Consider the following 21927-nt stretch of genomic DNA (forward strand, 5'->3'; position numbering starts at 1 on the left):
GTCAAGAGCCTACAGCATGCAGGACACTGCCAGGGAGGCGAATCAAGAGAGCGCCGGATTACCTCAGCCTGGAGCAAGATACCACCTCCATCAGAAGTTGAGGTAACGTAAAAACACTGCAGGTATAGGCGTTAAATCTGGCTTAAAACCAGTGGATTCTACGGTTCTTTTTCTCTTCCTGCCTGCGCCTTTTTTCCTCCTGTTTTCTTTCACGGTTACTCTTTGCCTGGTTTTTCCAGTCTTCGTAGGTTTTCACAACCCGGTCGGCAATCCGGTCAAAAATATTTTCGGGCTCAGGAGGTGCGTCGCGGTAAGAGGGGCAGCTCACCATACCTTGCAAGTGGGAGGGAAGCGGAGCAAAACGGCCTGTGCGCAAACTGGCAAACTCCTTGTCCTGCGCCAAGCGCCGCATGTACTCGCCCCACACCGGCATGGCCGTGCGCGATCCCTGGCCCTCACTGATCGTTCTAAACCTGACTTTCGGGCTTTCTGCCCCAACCCAAACGCCCGTTACCAGTTCCGGGGTGATGCCAATGAACCAGCCATCCGCATGCTCCTGCGATGTGCCTGTTTTGCCGGCAATATCCATGCGCAAGCCATACTCTGTCCGCAGGCGGGCAGCGCTGCCTTCTTCTACTACGCCCTGCAGCAGGTGCAGCATAACGGCTGCATTGTCGCGTGAGAGCACGCGCTGGGTGCCGCTTCTGCTACGGTACTGGTGAATCACGCGACTCTGACTGTCTTCAATGCGGTCTATGTAGATCGGTTCTGTTTTATAGCCTCCGTTCGCAAAAGCGGTGTAGGCACTCACCATTTCCAGTAGCGAGAGATCAGCCGTGCCCAATGCCAGCGATGGTACGCGGGGTAGGTCCTGCTGTATGCCCATTCGCTTGGCCAGTGACACCGTGCGGTCAACCCCCGTCTCCAGGATCAGGTGTGCGGAAATGGTGTTCACCGATTGTGCCAGGGCACCGCGCATCGTATACTCACCCCCATACTGCCCATTGGAATTGCGTGGCGACCAATCTTCGTATTCGGGGTAGGTGGTCAGCTCATTTGGAAAATATTCGCAGGGATTGATACCTTTCTCCAGCGCCGCCGCATATACAAAGGGCTTGAACGTAGAACCCACCTGGCGTCGGGAACGCACGTGGTCATACTTGAATGCATGGTGGTTGATGCCGCCCACCCAGGCGCGCACAAAGCCGGTGGCAGGCTCCATCGACAGCAGACCCGTGTTCAGGAAACGCTGGTAATACTGCAGGGAGTCCATCGGCGTCATGGGCTTGGTGGTGCTGCCTTTCCAGTTGAATACCTGCATGTTCACAGGCTGCCGGAAGTTTTCCAATATTTCTGCTTCATCGGCACCGCCTGCTTTCATTTTTTTATAACGGTCAGAGCGCTGCATGGCCAGCTGAATTACCGAGGCATCGGAGCCCCAGGGCGTGCGGCCCTTCCAGTGGGCGTCGAACTGCTGCTGCAACTGAGCCATCTTCTTACGCACGGCCTGCTCAGCATGCCGCTGCATACGCGAGTCGATGGTGGTATAGATCTTCAGACCGTCGGTGTAGAGGTTGTAGGGCTGGCCGTTTTGCTTGCGCTGCGTGGCGGCCCATTGCACAAGCTCCTGGCGCAGTTGCTCCCTAAAATAAGGAGCCATGCCATCGTTGTGCGTGATGTAGCGGTAGTTTAGCTTGAGCGGCGTTTTTTTCAGAGAGTCAGCTTCTTGTGGAGTAAGGAACTCATACCTGGCCATCTGGTTGAGCACCACATTACGTCGCTGAAGCGAGCGCTCCGGGTATAGGCGCGGGTTGTAGCTGGTCGTGGCCTTGAGCATACCGATCAGCACGGCTGCCTGCTCGGTTCTTAACGAGTCAGCGGTTGTGTTGAAGAAGCGGCGCGAGGCCCGTTCGATGCCGTACAGGTTGCCGCCCATCGGTACCGTGTTCAGGTATAGCTCCAGCAATTCCTGCTTAGAGTAAATGCTTTCGAGCTTACGGGCGATGATGATCTCGCGCATCTTGTTAATCGGCATTTCCCAGATGCGACGACCTTTGCGGGGAAAAAGGTTCTTGGCCAACTGCTGGCTTAGCGTACTGCCCCCGCCCGCGCTTTCCTGACCCATCAGCAGCGTCTTGATGAGTACGCGGGCCATGCTCCGGGTATCCACGCCGCTGTGCTTGTAAAAGCGCACATCCTCCGTCGCGATCAGGGCATTGATCGCAACAGGTGCAATATCATCGTATCGGATGTTGGTGCGGTCCTGAATGTAATAGCGCCCCAACAGCACTTTATCCGCTGAGTATACCTCAGAGGCCGTGTTATTCTGAATCGCCTTCAGTTGCGCGCGCGAAGGTATGGCACCGCCTACTATACCTGTAAACACCGCCAGGTAAAAGATGGTAAAGCCGAGCAGTAAAAAGAGGGCGCCCTTCAAGGCAAAGCGCAGGATGGCCCGTATATCTGACATGCGGGGCTTAAACAGGTTAAACTGGCGTATAGCCTGTCCTTTCTGCCGCCAGTAGGCAGCAGTGAACTTTGGTTTCTGGCTTTCGAAGAAAAGTCGAAACTGAGTTCCTAAAAAAGTGAGTACGGGCACCAGAAGGCCGTAAGTAATTAATTTTATTAGCTTTACAAGCAAACGCTTCATATAAGGTAAGTTGTTGCGCAACTGCTGTCCCAGTAGCAGCCAAAAGGCAGGCAATAACCACGCCATACCTTTCCTCGTTTTTCAGAAGCCATACGCAAAAAATGGTGCACTAGACAACCGCTTCTGTTTTAGTGCTTCGGATTACAACGCAATAAGCACAATTTTTATTCAATTTGATGTTGGCAAGGCAGCTCACTTTGTCTCATTGGCAGACAACACTAATCTTGTACCTAAGAAAAGCAGTACGTGTTTTCAGGCTACTTATCATCCTAACGACGACTCAAATAAGATGGGAAGTACGAAAAGGGGCAAATTAGTAATAGCCCACTTTTATAGGTAAATTTGTACAAATGGCTCCGGGTTTCAAGTATGTTATACCTGGAGGCGATGAATCAATATGCCCTTACATGAATTTAAATCAGATCCTGCAACTGGTAAGCCAGACCACACAAACCGTTATACAGGAAGAGGCTCCCCGGGTAGACCGGGAGGCACTGTGGCCTGAAGAAAGCATCCGGGCTATGCAACGCAATGGTCTGGCCGGACTAGTGGTGCCGCGCGAAGAAGGCGGCATGGGGCAGGGCTTATATGCACTGGCCCGCGCCTGCGAGACGATTGGCAGTGTGTCAGCCTCTACAGCCCTGTGCTTTGGAATGCATTGCGTGGGCACAGCAGTGATCGCGGCAAAGGCGACAAGCCAACAGCGGAAAGAGTTTCTGCAACCTATCGCTGCAGGCGAACACCTGACCACCCTGGCTTTGAGTGAACCCGGCACCGGCTCACATTTCTATTTCCCGCAAACGCAGCTCTTGCTGCAGTCGGATGACGAATACCTGATCCGCGGTAGTAAAACATTCGTGACGAATGGCAGTAAGGCGGACTCCTACGTCATCTCCACGATGGGCATAGAGCCGGATGCCACCTTGCATGAGTTTTCTTGCGTGGTAGTTGAAAAAGACCGAAACGGTTTGGAGTGGGGCGCTGATTGGAAAGGCCTGGGAATGCGTGGTAATTCATCCCGCAGCCTGACGCTAAACGAAGTGCGGGTGCCTGCGCACAACCTGCTCGGCGAACATGGTGATCAGCTTTGGTATGTTTTTCAGGTAGTGGCTCCTTTTTTCCTCACAGCTATGTCAGGCACTTACCTGGGTATAGCCCAGGCTGCTTTCGACAATGTGCGGCAACACCTGATGGAACGCACCCACCGCCACAGTGGCATGTCCCTGTCACAACTGGCTTTGATTCAGCACCGGGTTGGGTTGCTTTGGGCTAAGATTGAACGCACGCGTCGTCTCATCTACCATGCCACTGAATTGGCAGATCTGAGCGACCCGGGTGCCGTGCTGCCTATTTTGTCAGCAAAGGCAGAAGTAGCGAATTGTGCGGTGGATGTGGTGAACGAGGCTATGACCCTGGCCGGCGGCATCGCCTACCGCGACAACTCCCGCCTGGACGTGTTGCTGCGCGACGCCCGCGCCGCTCACGTGATGGCACCTACCACCGACCTGTTGTATACCTGGCTCGGCCGGGCGTTGCTCGATCAACCCATTCTGGATAGTTAACCATGCCCGCCCAAATGAAGTGTATATACTACTTAGGCTTACGTGAGGAAACACTACAACTTTTCCAGCAGCAATTGAGGGAGATTCAGCTGGAGGTTGTAACAGCAGAAGATATACTCACCCAGAAGGCTGATTTAACGGTTTGCGACATACTTCTGGTGGGTGAGCAGGTTGAGAATCCAGTCCGGATTGCGCAGCAGACCTTCTCGAAAGACAAAGCCATCTCTATACTGCTCATCAATGATAGAGCCAACCATCAGAAAGTAAAGAGCGCCCTGCAGTTTGCCCCTTTTGTAGGCCCCACCATACAGGCGGTTTCCAGCGAGCTCGGCACAGCTCTGGTCCCGATCGTGGAGGACGCGATGCAGCGCACCGAGCAGCGGCGCAGCTATGTGCGCATTCGCTCTGCCAGCACGTCTGTCACTGCCTTCACGCCTAATTACATGGAGAAAGTCCGGGTGAGCTATATGACCCGCGTACTGGATGAAGCCCCGATAGGAGCGGCCCTGCTGGCAAAAGACGGCACTGTACTGAATGTCAACAATTACATCGTGCGCTTGCTGGGTCTTTCCGATAAAGAGATTCTGGGTATTGCCTTTGCGGCGCACTTTCCTGAGGTGGAACGCATTGCCTTGCAGGACTTTATCACGGATGGCTATCTCAGCAAACAAAAGCACATCTTTGAACTGGGATCAGCCGATGACCGTAAGTTTCTCGAAATTTCGATCGGCGATATTGACGCCAATAGCTCCTCGCCCTACAAAATTGCGATTGTAAACGATGTGACTGAGGCCGCGCAGGCCCGTCAGCGCACGCTGGCGCACATAGACGAGCTGCAAAAACTCAACGAGGAACTTCAACGGGTGAACGAGGATCTGGACACCTTCGTGTACACCGCCTCTCACGACCTCAAATCCCCTATCCTGAACATCGAAGGCCTTGTCAACCTGCTGGAGGAGAGCCTGAGCCAGGAACAACTGGGAGAGGTGCCAGAACTCGATCACATCCGACGCTCCGTGGAGCGCTTCAAGGTTACCATCGAGGACCTGACCGAAGTAGCCCGCATTCAGCGCAGCTTTGGACAGGAAGCGACCGAACTCAAGGTAGCAGACATGGTGACCGACGTACAGCAGTTGCTTCAGCCTGAAATTGAAAAGGCGGGCGCTATGATTGAGGTTGACACACAGCAGGCTCCGGTCATTCTCTTTTCCAGAAAGAATTTTAAAAGTGTGTTGCTCAACTTAATGAGTAATGCCATCAAATACCAGGATCCCCAGCGCCAGCTTCGCATCCACATTCGGGCCACCCTGCACGACAATCGCTTCCATCTGAGCGTGCAGGATAATGGTCTGGGTATTCCGGCTGGCAGGCAGGAAAGGGTGTTTCAGTTATTTAAAAGGATGCACATGCACGTGCAGGGAAGCGGCATTGGGCTCTACATTGTGAAGCGCATTGTCAGCAACAGTGGCGGGACGGTAAGTGTTGAAAGCAGAGAGGGGGAGGGCACCACCTTCACTGTATCGCTGCCTGCGCTTACGCATAGCTAGTCCGCCACCAGCCACTCGAGCGCGTCCTCTTCCGCCAGGAAGTAATGGGCCTGATGGTTGAGCGCAGCCTGCTTTAGTTTTTTTCCGATATTTTCACTGCTCATTTGCTGTAGGGCATCTGCTGATGTGATCACAGCCAATTTTCGCAGATTCATTTTAGGAAGTATTTGCTGCGAAGTAGTGATCAGCCATCCCTGGTCCTCGAGCGTAAGCACACCCAGGCGCTGGTTGTTTAATAGCAAACGCTCTAAGCGGTGATCGATCAGGACGCGTGCCGCCTTCAGCATACCATAGCGATACTGCCGGCTTTGTGGCGCTTTCTTCCAACGTATGTTCATCAGGCTTTTCGTCTTGTCCAGCGTAATCGAGATAAATTCTGTTTCGATGGTAATCAGTTCCGGCAAAGTCTCTGGTACACGGGTAGGGTTACCTTGCTGCGCGGAGGCAACCTGCACCGTGGCATTTGCCCGGCTCTTCAGCCCGGAGCGTATGAGCTTGAGGTTGAAGGTAAGCGGAATCTGGATGAACTCATCCTTTACTATGACCTTGTAGTTATCACCCAGCAGCCAACGCAATGCACTCTCCCGGTCTTCAAATAAGTTAGCTTCGTACGGCATCTGGTTCAGCGTGAGCAGTGCCTGTCGCGTTAAGTCGTTCACATCAGCAGACACAACGCGGGCTACCCGCAGGATGGAGGTATACTTTAGGGCGTCACGCATGAATTTCATAGCCCATTGCCGGTCCTCAGGTGATACATTGTACTGCGCGGGTATTTCTACCAAAACCAGTTCTGCTTTAAGGACGGCAGCGGCACGTGCCAGCAGGCGAACAGACTGCCTTAGTTCAGCAGATGTTGTAAAACGGTCCCATTTAGCGCAAAGCAGCTTGAATCGCGGACAAAAGCATACGGAAAGAATATCGGTTCCATGCTCGGTTGCAGGTAAAGAGGGTGATGTAGAACCAGCATATTGAGGTGATGGAGCATTTGAAATGGTGGTACTCATATGTATCATTTGTTTCATCAGACAGGTCTCCTGTCAGTAGGTTTAGGCAGCGCGGTATTGGAGTGCAATGTTTAAGAAACCTAAATGTAAGTGTTTGAGTTCAAGCAATTTATAAAATACAGTTAATTCCCTGCTTTAAAATCAGAACCCCTGTCATTCACCAAAAAAATCGGTCCGTTCACCCATTCAATGTGAGCTTTGACCCACATGGCGGCATTCCAAAAAGAGTAGAATAAATAACTGCCAGCATACCCAACACGGCTTGCTACGTACTATAGCTACTATACCAATAAGCTGGACTTTGTATGAAAACTGAACGTGTACTGCCTGATGTTTCGGAGGCGGATGTTGTCCTGATAGGGGCAGGAATTATGAGTGCCACCCTGGGGATGATGTTAAAATTATTACAGCCCGATTTGCGGATCACGGTGCTCGAGCGGCTTGACGAAGCGGCAGCGGAAAGCTCCGACGCCTGGAACAACGCCGGAACCGGCCATGCTGCTTTCTGTGAGCTGAACTATACCCCGGAGAAAGCCGACGGCAGCATCGAAACGGCCAAGGCGATCAGCATATCCGAATCTTTTGAAATCTCACGACAGTTCTGGTCATACCTCATTCAGGAGAATCAAGTAAACCTATCCAACAGTTTTATCAAAAGTATTCCGCACATGAGTTTTGTGTGGGGGGATGACAACGTCAACTACCTCAGAAAACGACACGCCGCCCTTACGGCCTGTCATCTTTTTGAAGGGATGGAGTATTCAGAAGACGTTGAGGTACTGAAGTCCTGGATGCCGTTGGTGATGGAAGGGCGTGATCTGCTGGAGAAAGTGGCTGCCACCCGAATGGAATTGGGCACGGACGTGAATTTCGGAGCTCTGACGCGCTGCATGTTAGAGCAACTGGGTAAAATGGAAGGGGTAAACCTGTATTTCGGTTACGATGTACGAAAGTTAAGGCAGCGCCCCGATAACCGCTGGAGCGTCCGCATCCGGCATCGCGAAACTCACACAAAGCACAAAGTAAGAGGAAGTTTTGTTTTTATTGGGGCCGGGGGTGGCTCCTTGCCGTTGCTGCTGAAGTCAGGTATACCGGAAGGAAATGGCTTTGGTGGTTTCCCGGTGAGCGGGCAGTGGCTGAAGTGCATCAATCCGGCTGTGATCGAGCAGCACCACGCCAAGGTATACGGCAAGGCCTCTGTGGGCTCTCCGCCTATGTCGGTGCCGCACCTGGATACCCGCTTTATCAATGGCAAGCGCGAATTGCTGTTTGGGCCTTATGCTGGCTTCACCACTAAGTTTCTAAAGAACGGCTCCTTCTTTGATCTGCCGCTGTCCCTTAAAGTCAACAACCTGCATCCGATGCTGGCAGCAGGAATCAAGAACATCCCGCTTACGCAATACCTGATTGACCAGGTACGGCAGTCGCCTGACGAGCGGGTGGAGGCTTTACGGCATTACTATCCGGAGGCGCGCAGCGAGGATTGGGAACTGGAAGTTGCCGGGCAGCGGGTGCAGGTAATCAAGAAAGACCCGAAGCACGGCGGCGTGCTGGAATTCGGAACCGAGATCGTTTCCGGAGCGAATGGCTCCTTGGCGGCGCTGCTGGGAGCTTCTCCGGGGGCATCTACTGCTGTTTCCATCATGATTAACCTGCTGCACCGCTGTTTCCCTGTAAAGATGCAGTCAGCGGCCTGGCAGCAGAAAATGAAGCAGATGATCCCGTCTTATGGCGAATCCCTGGCAGATGACCCGGTCTTGCTACGAAAGGTGCGCAGTTGGACCAGTGAGGTGCTGGGCTTGCAGAATATAGTAGATAGCAAGGTATAGCCTGACAATCTGAGAATGCTATACCTGGCGGTAGAAATTGCAGTTGACTAAGTACTAGCCAAACAAAAAGCCCTCCCGATATTGCTATCGGGAGGGCTTTTTAGTATTAGCTATGCGCTGCTTACCAGATTCTGATTCTGTTTTCCGGTGCGATGTACAGCTTGTCACCCGGCTTCACGTTGAAGGCCTTATACCAGGCGTCCATGTTCACTGGCGCGCCAATTGTACGGTACTTGCCCGGTGAGTGCGTGTCCGTCAGGATCAACTGTGCTTCAGTTTCAGGCAGGATGTTCGTTCTCCACACCTGTGCCCATGACAGGAAGAAGCGCTGATCCGGCGTAAAGCCGTCGATCTTCTTCTTAGATTTGCCCTGCTTTGTCATCTTAAAGGCTTCGTAAGCAGCGCTCAGGCCACCCAGGTCACCAATGTTCTCACCCAATGTCAGCTTTCCATTCACATGGATCGTGTCCTGCACGGTATAGTCGTTGAACTGCTTCACCAACTGGTCAGCCTTCTCCTGGAAGCGGGCGCGGTCTGCATCCGTCCACCAGTTGCGCAGGTTACCGTCTTTGTCATACTGGCTTCCGGAGTCGTCGAAACCGTGGGAGATCTCGTGGCCGATCACAGCACCGATACCACCGTAGTTCACCGCATCATCCGCGTTCGGGTCGAAGAATGGGAACTGCAGGATACCAGCCGGGAACACGATCTCGTTCATCACCGGGCTGTAGTAGGCGTTCACGGTCGGAGGCGTCATGCCCCACTTGGTTCTGTCAACTGGTTTGCCCAACTGGCTGATCATGTCGTTGTAACCCCACTGACCAGCGTTGCGCACGTTCTGGAAGAAGGCATTGCGGTTCACTTCCAGTCCTTCGTACGTTTTCCACTTTTCAGGGTAACCTACTTTCGGACGGAAAGTAGCAAGTTTCGCCAAGGCCTTCTCCTTTGTTTCGGCAGACATCCAATCCAGTCCTTTGATGCGGATCTCGTAGGCTTTGATCAGGTTAGCGATCATTTCGTCCATACGAGCCTTCGCCTCTGGCTTAAAGTGTTTCTGCACATACAGCTGGCCAAGTAGCTCACCTATAGTGCCATCTGTCAACTGTGCCATGCGCTGCCAGCGTGGCGTCTGTACCTTCTGTCCAGATAGTGTTTGGGTGAAAGCAAAGTTGGCATCCACAAAGTCGGAGCTCAGGTATGGCGCTGCAGATTTCAGTACATTGAACTGCAGGTAAATCTGCCAGTCAGCTACCGGCGTTGCAGTTAGCATGGTGTTCAGCTCGGTAAAGAACTTAGGGTTGTTCACCAGGATGGTGTCTTCACCGGTTACTTTTAGCTTCGTCATCAGCGATTTCCAGTCCATATTCGGCGTGGTTTTGCTGAAGTCGGCTACGGCAAATTTGTTGTAGGTCTTATGCGGGTCACGCATCTCTACACGAGCCATTTGCGCGGCTGCCATCTGCTTCTCGATGTTGAAGATGGTTTCTGCATTTTTCTTCGCAGTAGCCTCGTCTGTACCCGTCAGGGTGAAGAGCTTGGTGATGTAAGTTTTGTAGGCATCCTGAATGCGGGTGCTGCGGGCATCGTTCTTCAGATAGTAGTCGCGGTCGGGCAGGGTGGTTCCGCCCTGGCTCAGCTGCGGGATCATTACCTCCACATTCTTGCGGTCCTGGCCCACATAGAAGCCGAACATAGGAGCAGCAGCACCTGTGCTACGCAGCGTAGCTACTTCATGCAGCACACCGTTCACATCCTGTATACCCTTTATGCGCTCCAGGTCAGCCTTGATGGGGGTGTATCCTAGCTTGTCGATCGCAGCGCTGTCCATAGCGGCGGCATAGAAATCACCCACGCGGCGTTCCACCGAACCGGCCGGTGCGCTTGTTTTGGCAGAAGCGTCTTTCAGGATCGTGCGCACAGCGATGATGTTGAAGTCGCGTAGCTGGTTGAAGCTACCCCAACGGGTTTCTTTGGCAGGTACCGGGTTTTTTTGCAGCCATACGCCATTGGCGTAGGTATAGAAATCATCACCAGGCTTCACCTTGGTGTCCATGTTGGACTTGTCGATGAACTTATCCTGGCCAGCTGGTTTACCGCCGTTCTGGGCCGAAGCCTCCAGTGCGCAGAAAGTGGCCGCACCGAAAAGGATGAGTCTCAGGCGGTTTTTCCAGACAGACGACTCTCTCACGCTTTGTGACAGATTAGCAGTGTCTTTTGTGTTTTTCATGTTAGATTGATTGTTTTTAAATGCTCAAACCGATACCCTTTGTGAAGGATTCATTTGAATGCCCTAAAATAAGGCTAATTAGTGAAATTATGCAGTTTATTTTTGGCTTCACGCCGTACCATAACAGCAGGTATAACACACGCCAGCAACATTTAGTTTGCCGTGGCAATATAGGCTCCCTCATTGGCCCGGTTAAATTAGTTTCAACTTTGGTTAGGCTCAAGAGTATAAATCAGTATGAAGCATGCTGCAGTTTGGGTCCTTTTATTGGCCACGATTTCCGTCGTCATGGCCATGGAGCCTATGGCGGATGCACTGCAGCAGACACCCAGAATTTCAAAAGCCAATAGCAGCATCACGTATACCCTAAAACACCCTTTGCACACAGTACAAGGGAGCAGCAAGGAAGTCAGCAGCCAACTACTGATATCAGAGCATGGAAAACAGATTCAGCAGGTAACAGTGTCGGTGCCAGTGCGTTCATTTGACAGCGGCAACCGTGCCCGGGACCGGGACATGCTGCAAGTAACGGAAGCAGACAGGTACCCGAAGGTGGCTTTTGTGAGTTCAGAAATCACTGAGCGAAACGGAGAGCTAAGTGTCAGGGGAAAGCTTTCCTTCCATGGTGTAACGCGGGAAATCGCTTTCAAGGCACGACAATACACGCAAGGAGATGAACTGCTGGTAGATGGCAGCTTCGAACTTAGCCTGGATGATTATCAGATAGAACGTCCTTCCATACTGACGATGAAAGTCAGGGATAGACTGCAGGTGCAGTTTCAAATGGTATACTGATTATTTCATGTGATCGCCTGAAAGCCGAAGTTTAGAACGGAATCCGCTTGCTCATCAGGAGTCTCGGACTGCCGTCAAGGTAGTAATCAGGTATCTCTTCTTGCACCTTGAATCCCAGGCGGGTATAGATGCTGATGCCGGCGGCATTGTCAGGGTGCACGGTCAGGTATAGCTCCGTCGCGCTCTGTGTTTCCATCGAGACCATGGCGGCGGCCATCAGCTTTTCGCCAATTCGCTTGCCGCGATGCGCAGGCAACACCCCAAGCGAGAGCAGCCAGCCTTTTTTATTTTGCCTGTCCAGGTGCGACAGCATGTAGCCAACCACTTCACCGCCTGCTTCTGCAACCAGCAGATATTCCCCTGTAATATCATAGAACTGGCGTAACACAAATAGCGGATAGCTGTCGGCGCCGAACAACAGTTGGTCGATAGTTTTTACGGCCTTGAGGTCGCCCAGATCAGCTTTACGGATGGTCAGCATTGGTAGAGTATCATTTGTTTTTACCTTTCAATAGGTTGATGCTGATGGTGGCCATGTCAGAGTCTGGGAACCGGCGGAAAGCGCCTTTGTCAGGATGCAGACCTGCTTCTCCGGCCACTTTATGAAATACTTCCACCTCTACAATGTATTGGTCTGAGAATCCATGGGTTGCGTCGTAAGCAGTGGCGGCTGTTTTGCCGAGGTTGGCGGCTGCCAAAGCAGGGGGGATGGTATGTAGTTCCATGGTCAGCAGGCCGAACTTATCCACATAAGGCGTCCACTTTTTGAGGTGTTCCAGCAGGTTGTCTTCCACCTCATTGTTGCTGATCCGTTTACCCCGGAAAGCGAAGGCCCCGGTCGATTGGCTCAGCCGACCTTCGGTGAGCTGAGCAGGCTGCTCCCAGATGCGGTTGTGGTCGAGGAATGTGCGTACGTTCAAGAGTTCTTTCAAATCGATGTTGTAGTTCTCCCGCAGGTCTTCCGCCAGCAGGTCGGGCCTGCCGATGTCTCCCCATATAATCTTGGCCCAGATGTCGGCTTTGATCAGGTTAGCCCGGGTTACCTTGAGGGCCGCCTGGTTGTAGTCGGCCCCCACCAAAAAGAGTGGGTACTGGTCCAGCATCTTGCCCCGGGCAGTCTGCCGCTCAATCACTTCGAACATGTGCTGTAAAAAGGCTCCGTTGCCGCAACCCATGTCCAGTATACCTTTAGGCTGTTCGTGTATAGGGCGGTTAAAAAGCTCAATGATGATCTCATCAATCACATTAAAGTAAGTGGCGTGGGCCCCGCCGCTGCCCCACACGTTCATCTCACGGTCTACGTGCAACTCAGGTGCGCCTTCCGGCTTATCCCAGAGAATGTTCGGATTGCCAAAGATCAGTTCGTCGAGGTGGCGGAAGGTCGGGATGTATGAGACCGTTACCCCGTAGGCGCTGCCCCGCTTGGCAAAGAAAATGCCCTCGTCCGTATATTCGTACTGGTCACGCACTTTTCGGAACCAGCCCAGGTGAGCGAACAGATCCAGTATCTTCCGGAAGTCCTCGTGATTTTCGTGGAACTCCTCCGGGCTGAAGCGGCTCTCCATAAAGTATTTGTGAAACATACCGTTCATGCCCAGCAGCACGATGGTTGGCCCCATCAGGAGCCCTTCGATATGTTTGAGCACCTGCTCCTGTACACTGCGCTCCTCCGAATTGTCTGATAGCTGCAGGCCATACCCGTCTTTGTACCGGTCGGCCACCTGCGCCCAAAGCCGGTAAGGCTCCCTTTCGAACTTACGCGGATGGTAGTTTCCTGATAGCTGTGTAAGCTTCACGACATCTTCATACAGGTATACCAGTGGGAGTGCCAGCCGCCCGCGATCGGTCATGCGATAGGTTACCTGGTCGGTGGCATTATCCAGGTCCTGCTCCAGCCAGCCCTGCGAGCAAAGCACACGCAACGCCACATTCAGATACCCGTCATTTGCTTTGAACCGGGCTACCAGGTCTTCCAGGCTCGCTTCCTGCCGGTGCAGCAGGTAATCCAGCACACCGTGCTTGTAAAGACTAAAGGCTGTAGGAGCCGTCACGATACCATCCAGGTGACGGAAAATGGTCTCACGCAGTTCGTTTTTGCTTCTCATATTAAATAGTAACGAATATCATCTTTTTAACTAATCACAGTCATATTTAAGGTAAATGAATTTAAGGAATATTACACCATCAAACTAAACCACCTAACGAAAATGAAAAGTTTACATGTAGCCTTGATAGCAATTGCCTTTGGTCTGCTGACCTCGTGCAATACGGAAAGCCAGCCAGAGACGGCTGCAGCAGTCCCTGAAACAGAAACTGAACAAGGAGCCGGACAATCTGCCGTGTCTGATGACCAGTCGCAGCAGAATGTGGTGCAGGTAGCCGCTGGCTCAAAGGACCACACCACACTGGTAGCCGCGGTTAAAGCAGCCGGATTAGTGGATGCGCTGACCAACGCAGGACCATTCACTGTATTTGCGCCTACCAATGCCGCTTTCGATAAACTGCCAGCTGGCACGGTGGATGGCCTCCTGAAACCAGAAAGCCGCAAAGATTTGCGTAACATCCTGCAGTACCATGTGTACGTGGGCGTAATTCCCGTTGAGCGTTTTGATAACGACATGACCCTGGGTCAGGTTAACGGTGGCCGTGTTAAACTTGGTCTGGAAGGCGATCAGCCGACTGTCAACGGCGTTAAAATCCTCGCCTCTATACCTACCTCAAACGGTATCATTCACGTAATAGACCAGGTCTTGTTACCAGAGTAGCGATATTTATTGCTCGGTAGGAGCTTAAAGCCTGTGCATAAGTAAATTATGTACAGGCTTTCTTTTTATATAGCATATCGCTTATTTTAAAATTTAACATATTTTTTAGCATATAATTTAGTTGATTTACGTACTATGTTCTGAATTAAGGCTTACCCTATTTTCAACCTTAAAATCAGCACATGATGGATCACACACCTTTTAAAGACATTGTGAGATGGGGTGCACTGGCACTGCTGCTCAGTTGGAGCTCATGCGGACAGCGGACCACTACCCAGTCTCCCGACACTACCACGGCTACAGCGGAGAGCGTGGCTCCAGGCACAGAGGAGACGACCAACGAGTCAGCCTATCAGATCCCGATGGACTACTATACCCTGGACAATGGCCTAAAGGTCGTATTGTCGCAGGACAAGACGGCTCCCATAGCCACCATCGCCGTGTACTATAACATCGGTTTCCGGAATGAACCCAAGGATCGCACCGGCTTTGCGCACCTGTTCGAGCACATGATGTTCCAGGGTTCTGATAACCTGGGCAAGATGGAGTTTATTCAGCTCGTTCAGAAAAACGGCGGCATCCTGAACGGCTCCACCCGTTTTGACTTTACCAATTACTTTGAGATCGTACCTGCGCACAAGTTGGAAACCATGCTATGGGCAGAGGCTGACCGCATGAAGGGCCTCAACATCACCCAGGAAAACCTGAACAACCAGCAGGGTGTGGTAAAGAACGAGGTGAAGGTGAATGTGCTCAACCAGCCATACGGTGGCTTCCCCTGGCTCGATATGCCCCAGTATGCGAACAAGAACTGGTACAACGCACACAACTTTTATGGCGACCTCAAAGACCTCGATGCAGCCACTCTCGAGGATGTGCAATCTTTCTTTGACACCTTCTACTCTCCAAACAATGCCGTGCTCGTGGTAGTAGGCGACTTCGAGAAAGGGGATGCAAAAAATTGGATACAGCAGTATTTTGGCGGCATACCTTCAGTCAAATTACCGGAACCAGTCGACCTGACCGAACCGCGCCAGGAAAAAGAGCAGCGCTTTACCAAAGACGACAAACTGGCCAACCGCCCGGCGCTGGCCTTTGCCTATCACATGCCGGAGCGCAACTCACCGGAGTACTATGCCATGGGGCTGCTTGACCAGATCCTGCTGCAGGGGAACGACAGCCGTCTGTACCAGGCGTTGGTGCAGGAGCGGGGCTATACCGGCTCTGTTGATGGCGGCATCAACGCCTTTTTGGGTAACATGTACAATTACAACGGGCCGATGCTCTGGATGGGTAGCCTGATCCATGACCAGAATGTGAACGCCGACGAAATTGTGAAAGTGCTGGATGAAGAGATTCAAAAACTGCAGCAGGAGGGGATAGACCAGGAACTGATCGACCTGGCGATCGTGAAAATACGCTCCTCCCTTTATGATCAGGTAAGCGCCTCCTCAGGTTTCGGCAAAGCGGATCTGCTGGCCACCTTCGCACTCTTCGACAATGATCCGGCCCGCATTAACCGCCTGGAGTCAGAATTTCGGAAAGTGACGCCAGAGTTGCTCCGCAAGACCCTTGAGGAGTACCTGCGCCCAACCAACCGCACTGTTCTTGTTGTCAACCCACTTGCAAAAAGCTAAGCGCCATGACTAGAAAGATCTTCACAATCGCATTGAGCGCCTTCCTGGCCTTCTCGTCAGGTATGGCCATGGCCCAAAAACAGACGCCACCGGAGGGAGGCCAGCCACGCGACTTTAAACTGCCTGCAAAACAGGAATTTGACCTGGACAATGGTTTGTCCGCTGTCATGGTGCCCTATGGCGACGTGCCGAAAGTAGTCGTAAGCATGGTGGTACAGGTAGGCAACGTGCATGAGACCGCCCAGCAAAACGGCCTGGCCGACATCGTAGGCAACCTGATGCAGGAAGGCACTGCAACCCGTAACGCCAGGCAGTTGGCTGAAGAGGTAGCCCGGCTGGGGGGCTCGGTATCTGTGAGTGTTGGCCCGAACGAGACGTTTGTTTCCGGTTCAGCGCTTTCTGAGTACGGTCCAAAGTTAGTCGAGATCATGGCTGACCTGCTAAAAAATCCGGCTTTCCCGGAGTCCGAGATGGACCGTATCAAAAATGACTTCAAACGGCAGAACAACCTGCTGCGCCAGCAACCGAGTGCCATCGCGCAGTCGAAGTTCAGGGGGGCGCTATACCCAAACCACCCCTATGGCCGCGATTTCCCAACCGATAAAATGATTGACGGCTTTACCCGGGAGCAGGTACAGCAGTTTTACGAGCAGCAGTTCGGCGCCGACCGCACCACAGTTTACGTAGCCGGTAAATTTGACCAGAGCGACATGAAACAGGCGGTCACCAACCAGCTAAGCGACTGGCGACAAGGTGCCGCCCCTCAGATCACAGTAGCCAAACCGGTAACCAAGAGCGACATGATCGTGCTGGATAGGCCGGGGGCGCCGCAGTCGACCATCGTCTTTGGTTTGCCGGTAGTAGACCCCTCACATCCTGACTACATGCCCTTGCGTGTAACTAACTCCCTGTTGGGAGGTTCTTTTGGTTCCCGCATCACCCGCAACATACGCGAAGACAAGGGTTATACCTACTCACCATACAGCACGCTGGCTGCCCGCTACCGGGTAGGGGACTGGGCGCAGGTTGCCGATGTCACTACCGAGCACACGGGCAACTCACTTCGCGAGATTCTAAATGAAATCAACCGTTTAGGCACAGAAGCTCCATCACCGGAAGAACTGGAAGGCATCAAAAATTACGAGGCAGGCTTGTTTGTTTTGCGAAATTCCTCGCCCTGGGGCATTGTGTCGCAGCTCAACTTTCTGAAGCTGCACGACCTGCCGGATTCTTTCCTGGAAAACCAGGTACAGAACATCCATGCCGTAACGCCACAGCAGGTACAGCAAACCACCCAGAAATACATGCGGCCTAAAAACATGACATTGGTAGTGGTGGGAGATAAGAAAGCGATTGATCCACAGCTGAAGAAGTTTCAGGCGGAATTAAAAAAGAACGCGCTGTAGAAAGTGCATTTCTGACTTAGAAAAGGGAGCCCGGATCGTATCGAGGCTCCCTTTTTTACGCTTGGGGTAGGTATAAAACAAGAACAGACCCCTTTATCAGGAGTCTGTTCTCTATTGAAAAGATTAGTTTTGTAACAATTAACTTTTCAACTTTTAGCCATTCTTTTATACGGGGGTAGTTTTGGAGATGTTACACATTTCCTGAAAATATTTTTCGATTAGTGCTGTAGAACTCAAAACCGAAGCCATTTGAAACTGCCTAATAAGTAGCAATACAGCCCGCAACAAAGGATTTTACCTTACTATCAGTTTATTAATAAAGTCGTTAGCTATACGGCAAAATAATTTCCTGGGTCAGGCAGAGGTTTGAAAAAAGATAGATTCATGTGAGTAAAGAAAGGAGGTCTAGCGTTTTTTTTTATGTAGCTTTAATAAGAGAATGAACGCTGTATGATTCCGTCGCTAGCTGTTGTGACATGACGGATAGGGCAAAAAAAAGAACAGCTCCTTCGTAAAGGAGCTGTTCTATATTGAAAAGATTAGTCTGTAACAAATAACCTTTCAACTTTTAGCCGTTCTTTTATACGCCGGCGTTTCAGGGTAGGTTACGTTAACTCAGAAATTTTTTTTATCAGTTATCCCGATCATTATCTCGGTCGACATCTACCTTCTTGGTGTTCGTAGTAGTATCGTAATCAACAACTGTTTCTGTTACCTCATATTCAGTAGCAACAGAATCTCTGTCTACTACTCTTTCAGTATCGCTTGCTGTTGTACCGGTCCTATCGGTGTTATCACAGGCTACCAGAGCCATTGTACCAAACAGTAGACCGAACCCTGTATATAATATCTTTTTCATGGTTTTATAGTTTAAACTTTTTACAATACAATATCTGCCTTTCAATAAAGCAGAACTGATATTGATTAATTGTACGATGCTGCCACTGCAAAAGGTTGTATATCAATAGGTTTTAGTTTGTATGTTCTTGATAATGTTCTATTTAAAGCACGACTTGGAATGTTCAGGCTAATTAAAGAAGCCAATTCGGTCGTTTAACTGCCCTTCCTTTTTATGCTGCGGGTAGGTATAGCTGTTAGTGGATCTTCCGGCCAATGATGCTTGGGGTAGCGTCCACGCAGGTCTTTTCGCACCTCAAAATAGCCGGAACTCCAAAAGCTTCGCAAGTCACGGGTTACCTGCACAGGTCGGGAGGCCGGCGAAAGCAGGTGCATCAGCAATGGTACTTTGCCATTCACAATACTGGGCGTGTCGAGCAGGCCAAATACCTCCTGCAATCGTACGGCCAGTACGGGTGTCGAAGGGTCGGCATAATCCAGAGCTATACGCGAACCGCTGGGTACGTGCAGGTGAGTGGGTGCCAGCCTGTCCAGTTCCTGCTGTTGTTCCCAGGATAGCATGGACAGTAATATGTTATTGAAGTCTAGTCGGGCGACCTGCTCCATGCTGCGTAGGCCTGCCAGATGCGGTAAGAGCCATTCCTCCACGGTTGCCTCCAGTGCCTGGTCTGACACATCCGGCCATTGATCTGGCGCTATTTGCTTCATAAACGTGATCCGCTGCCGCGTCCGGATCGCTTCATCGGACCAGGGCAGGCGGGCTGTACCTCTATCCTGCAAAGCCTGTAGCAGGGCTGTTGCCAGTTGCTCCGGATCAGGCTGCGCGAGCTGTTTTTCTTCCAGCACCAGCGCACCGAGTTTAACAATACGTCGTGCCTGCACCCGGCTGCTGGCATCGTCCCAGCGTACCTCCTCAGTTTGGATGAGCTGTGCTTCAAAATGCTCGAGCACTTCGTCTTTGCTAAGCGGCGCTGCCAGCAGTATGCGCGCATGCTGCCCTGAATCGAGGTGTGCGATGCCGTAGTATTCTGCTTCTGAAAATAATTCGGTGGGGAGTGATGCACGTTGTCCCGTGACGAGCCGCACTTTACCCGTGCTCTCGAGCTGTGCTAGCCGGTCGGGATAAGCCAGAGCAGTTAGAACACCAGCCGCATGTGCTTCGATTGTTCCTTTTGGGGCACGGAGGCGCTGCCGCAGGTGTTGGGCCTGTTCCTGCACGCGCCTGATGGCGTTCTCGTCGCGCACAAAACCAGGTATAGGAGGCCGCTTGCCTGCCAGTAACTCCAATCTTAATAGCAGGTCAGGCAGGGGAGTGCTGAGGGGTTGTTGGGATCGGATGATGTCACGTTCAGCAAGCAGTGCAGCGAGGGTACAGGCCGTTTCGGTCAGACCTAGTTCATGCCCTCTGATCACCAGGTGCCCGAGACGAGGTGTCAAACCCATCGAGGCAATGGCCTTGCCGTGTGCTGTGGCATGGCCATTACTGTCAATTGCCTCCAGGCGTAAAAGTAAATCGCGTGACAGGGAGAGCGCAGCTGCGGGTGGAGCGTTTAGCCACTGCAGGGTGGTCACATCTTTTACACACCACAAAGCCAACTCCAAAGCCAGACCCGACAGGTCGGCCTCGCAAATTTCAGGATCCTGCCGCTGGGGTAGTTGCAACTGATCGGCTGTAGACCAGAGCCGGTAGCAAACACCCGGGCCCAATCGCCCGGCTCGTCCGCGACGCTGGTCAGCGGCCGCTTTGGAAACAGGGGTGGTTACCAAGGTTGTCAGGCCTGTGCGGGGCATGAAGCGGGGCACGCGCGCATAGCCGCCATCCACTACAATTTTAACGCCCTCTATGGTTAAGCTGGTTTCGGCTATGCTGGTCGCCAGTACTATTTTCCGGCGGCCGGAAGGGGAGGGCTGTATGGCCGCCATCTGTCGACTGAGTGCCAAGTCACCGTGCAAAAGGTGCAGCTCCAAATCGGCTGACAGTCTGCTCTCCAATTGATCGGCTACCCGGCGCATTTCGCCCATACCTGGCAGAAAGACAAGCACGTCCCCGGTAGGTTCTTCCCGCAATGCTCTGAAAATCGCTTTAGGTACCAGCTCTTGCAGGCGTTCAGCGGGGCGGGTACCGGCTGCGGCAACCTCGGCTGGTGTCAGGTAGTGCGTTTCAACAGGGTAGAGGCGGCCATCGCTCCGGATGACGGTGGCCTGCAGCCACTTGCCTATACCTGTGGCATCGAGCGTGGCACTCATGATCACAATGCGCAGGTCAGGCCGGAGCACAGCCTGTGCATCCAGCGCCAGTGCCAGCCCCAGATCGGCCTGCAGACTCCGTTCATGAAACTCGTCAAAGAGAATGGCGGAAACACCTTCCAGGGCGGGATCTTCCTGCAGCATGCGGGTCAGGATGCCTTCTGTTACTACTTCCACGCGGGTGCGGGACGATACGACATGCTCCATGCGCACCCAATACCCCACCGTCTGCCCCAATGGCTCCTGCATCAGGTCGGCCATGCGCTGCGCAGCGGCACGGGTAGCCAGTCGCCTGGGTTCCAGCACCAGCACCTTGCCGCCCTGCAGCCAGTCGGCCTGTAATAGGGCAAGGGGTACCAGGGTCGTTTTGCCCGCTCCCGGAGGGGCTTCCAGTACAGCACGGTTATTGGCAGCAAGTGCCTGCAACAAGTCAGGAAGTGCTTCCTTTACGGGAAGTTCCGGCAATTCAGGTATAGAGAGGGCGTACGGCATGTCGCCGCAATTTCCGAAAATTTATAAACTTATCAGGTAGTGCTTTCTGTGGAGGTTCTGAAAAGTTTGAGGGCTTCTTCATTGCCGACCTGTGCCGCCATTTTCTGGGCTGTGAGGCCGCGGGTGTCGCGCAGCTCGCGGTTGGCACCATGCTCGAGCATAAACTTGACCATGTTGGTGCGGCCGTACATGGTGGCGAACATCAGGCCGGTGCCACCGCTGCCGTTTTGCAGGTTAAGGTCAGCACCATATTCCAGCAGCAGCTCGGCTATACCTTCGTAGCCATTAAAGCACTGGCCCATCAGGGCGGTGTTTCCGGCCAGGTCCTGGGCGTTTACGTCGGCGCCGGCTTCCAGCAGCATGCGGGCCGCTTCGGGCTGGTTGTTGTAGGTTGCGATGATTAGGGGTGTGAAGCCGCGCGGCCCCGGTTCGTTCACGTCTACACCTTCTTCAATCAGTTGCTTCAGGAGGGTGAGGTCGCCGCGCCGGGCTGCATCGAAGAGGATGTCAACGGGTCTTGTAGAGTGGAAGGTCATCAGGATAAGGTTTTAGGTCCTGGCCTTACCTACGATAAAAAAACTGATTTAGTCACTCACCATGTCAAAAAATCGCACTTTCAAACTGCCGGGTACCAGTTTCAGGCCTTTCGGTATCCCTTCGTGTGATGCCTTCATGTGCTCTTTATACCATTCCCTGTAGCTGATTTCGTCGGTCCAGGTAGTCATCACCCAAAACTCGTTTTCATTCTCCTGCGGCGTAAACACCTTCATGCCCAGAAAACCCTTCTCGTGGTCGACCATGTGCGGTCGGTTCACAAATGCTTCCCTGACATCGGCTGCCATTCCGTTGGCAACCTCAAACTGGCTCATGGCTATGTACATACTACGGTTTTAATTTTTGTTGGAAAA

At 52.5% G+C, this 21927-nt stretch carries 16 protein-coding genes; 7 read left to right on the forward strand and 9 right to left on the reverse strand.

Annotated elements, in window-relative coordinates:
• Positions 1-142: 142 nt before the first annotated feature.
• Positions 143-2716: a penicillin-binding protein 1A gene (locus tag C8E01_RS06085; RefSeq protein WP_243409450.1), complete on the reverse strand. Its 2574-nt coding sequence runs from the start codon at positions 2714-2716 to the stop codon at positions 143-145.
• 341 nt (positions 2717-3057) lie between these two features.
• Here C8E01_RS06085 and C8E01_RS06090 point away from each other — a divergent pair, with 341 nt between their 5' ends.
• On the forward strand, positions 3058-4212 hold the full coding sequence (locus C8E01_RS06090; RefSeq protein ID WP_116542469.1) for an acyl-CoA dehydrogenase family protein: 1155 nt from the start codon (positions 3058-3060) through the stop codon (positions 4210-4212).
• A gap of 14 nt (positions 4213-4226) precedes the next feature.
• Complete coding sequence (locus tag C8E01_RS06095) at positions 4227-5759, forward strand: sensor histidine kinase (RefSeq protein WP_165820574.1); 1533 nt, start codon at positions 4227-4229, stop codon at positions 5757-5759.
• Here the strand turns inward: C8E01_RS06095 and C8E01_RS06100 are convergent.
• Positions 5756-6541, reverse strand: coding sequence for a hypothetical protein (locus C8E01_RS06100; RefSeq protein WP_116542471.1), 786 nt, complete (start codon positions 6539-6541; stop codon positions 5756-5758). The genes C8E01_RS06095 and C8E01_RS06100 overlap by 4 nt on opposite strands.
• 527 nt (positions 6542-7068) lie before the next feature.
• On the opposite strand from C8E01_RS06100, the gene C8E01_RS06105 reads away from it, so the two are divergent.
• Complete coding sequence (locus tag C8E01_RS06105) at positions 7069-8592, forward strand: malate:quinone oxidoreductase (protein WP_116542472.1); 1524 nt, start codon at positions 7069-7071, stop codon at positions 8590-8592.
• Positions 8593-8713: 121 nt separating this feature from the next.
• Here the strand turns inward: C8E01_RS06105 and C8E01_RS06110 are convergent, their stop codons facing one another.
• Complete coding sequence (locus tag C8E01_RS06110) at positions 8714-10645, reverse strand: M13 family metallopeptidase (protein WP_116542682.1); 1932 nt, start codon at positions 10643-10645, stop codon at positions 8714-8716.
• A gap of 411 nt (positions 10646-11056) precedes the next feature.
• On the opposite strand from C8E01_RS06110, the gene C8E01_RS06115 reads away from it, so the two are divergent.
• Entirely contained in the window at positions 11057-11614 is a 558-nt protein-coding gene (locus C8E01_RS06115) for a YceI family protein (RefSeq protein WP_116542473.1), read from the forward strand.
• 31 nt (positions 11615-11645) lie between these two features.
• Here C8E01_RS06115 and C8E01_RS06120 read toward each other — a convergent pair whose 3' ends face one another.
• Together C8E01_RS06120 and C8E01_RS06125 are read right to left on the reverse strand one after the other, a co-directional pair.
• Positions 11646-12095, reverse strand: coding sequence for a GNAT family N-acetyltransferase (locus tag C8E01_RS06120; protein WP_116542474.1), 450 nt, complete (start codon positions 12093-12095; stop codon positions 11646-11648).
• 10 nt (positions 12096-12105) lie between these two features.
• Positions 12106-13719, reverse strand: a complete 1614-nt coding sequence (locus C8E01_RS06125; protein WP_116542475.1) for a class I SAM-dependent methyltransferase — start codon at positions 13717-13719, stop codon at positions 12106-12108.
• Between the two features lie 102 nt (positions 13720-13821).
• Here C8E01_RS06125 and C8E01_RS06130 point away from each other — a divergent pair, with 102 nt between their 5' ends.
• The 3 genes from C8E01_RS06130 to C8E01_RS06140 all read left to right on the forward strand — a co-directional run bounded on the left by C8E01_RS06130 (position 13822) and on the right by C8E01_RS06140 (position 17422).
• Entirely contained in the window at positions 13822-14379 is a 558-nt protein-coding gene (locus tag C8E01_RS06130) for a fasciclin domain-containing protein (RefSeq protein ID WP_116542476.1), read from the forward strand.
• Between the two features lie 182 nt (positions 14380-14561).
• A complete protein-coding gene (locus tag C8E01_RS06135; protein ID WP_243409452.1) occupies positions 14562-16016 on the forward strand; it encodes a M16 family metallopeptidase in 1455 nt (484 codons plus the stop codon).
• A 5-nt stretch (positions 16017-16021) separates the two neighbouring features.
• Positions 16022-17422 carry a M16 family metallopeptidase gene (locus tag C8E01_RS06140; RefSeq protein ID WP_116542477.1) on the forward strand — a complete coding sequence of 467 codons (1401 nt, stop codon included), beginning with the start codon at positions 16022-16024 and terminating at the stop codon, positions 17420-17422.
• A 631-nt stretch (positions 17423-18053) separates the two neighbouring features.
• On the opposite strand, the gene C8E01_RS06145 is transcribed toward C8E01_RS06140, so the two are convergent.
• From C8E01_RS06145 to C8E01_RS06160, 4 genes are all read right to left on the reverse strand, one after another.
• Positions 18054-18281 carry a hypothetical protein gene (locus tag C8E01_RS06145; protein ID WP_243409453.1) on the reverse strand — a complete coding sequence of 76 codons (228 nt, stop codon included), beginning with the start codon at positions 18279-18281 and terminating at the stop codon, positions 18054-18056.
• A 194-nt stretch (positions 18282-18475) separates the two neighbouring features.
• Positions 18476-21019 carry an ATP-dependent helicase HrpB gene (gene hrpB / locus C8E01_RS06150; protein ID WP_116542479.1) on the reverse strand — a complete coding sequence of 848 codons (2544 nt, stop codon included), beginning with the start codon at positions 21017-21019 and terminating at the stop codon, positions 18476-18478.
• 32 nt (positions 21020-21051) lie between these two features.
• Entirely contained in the window at positions 21052-21555 is a 504-nt protein-coding gene (locus tag C8E01_RS06155; RefSeq protein ID WP_116542480.1) for an ankyrin repeat domain-containing protein, read from the reverse strand.
• 48 nt (positions 21556-21603) lie between these two features.
• On the reverse strand, positions 21604-21900 hold the full coding sequence (locus C8E01_RS06160; protein WP_116542481.1) for an antibiotic biosynthesis monooxygenase family protein: 297 nt from the start codon (positions 21898-21900) through the stop codon (positions 21604-21606).
• Positions 21901-21927: the final 27 nt, after the last annotated feature.

The organism is Pontibacter virosus (genome assembly GCF_003096355.1).
Classification (GTDB): Bacteria; Bacteroidota; Bacteroidia; order Cytophagales; family Hymenobacteraceae; genus Pontibacter; species Pontibacter virosus.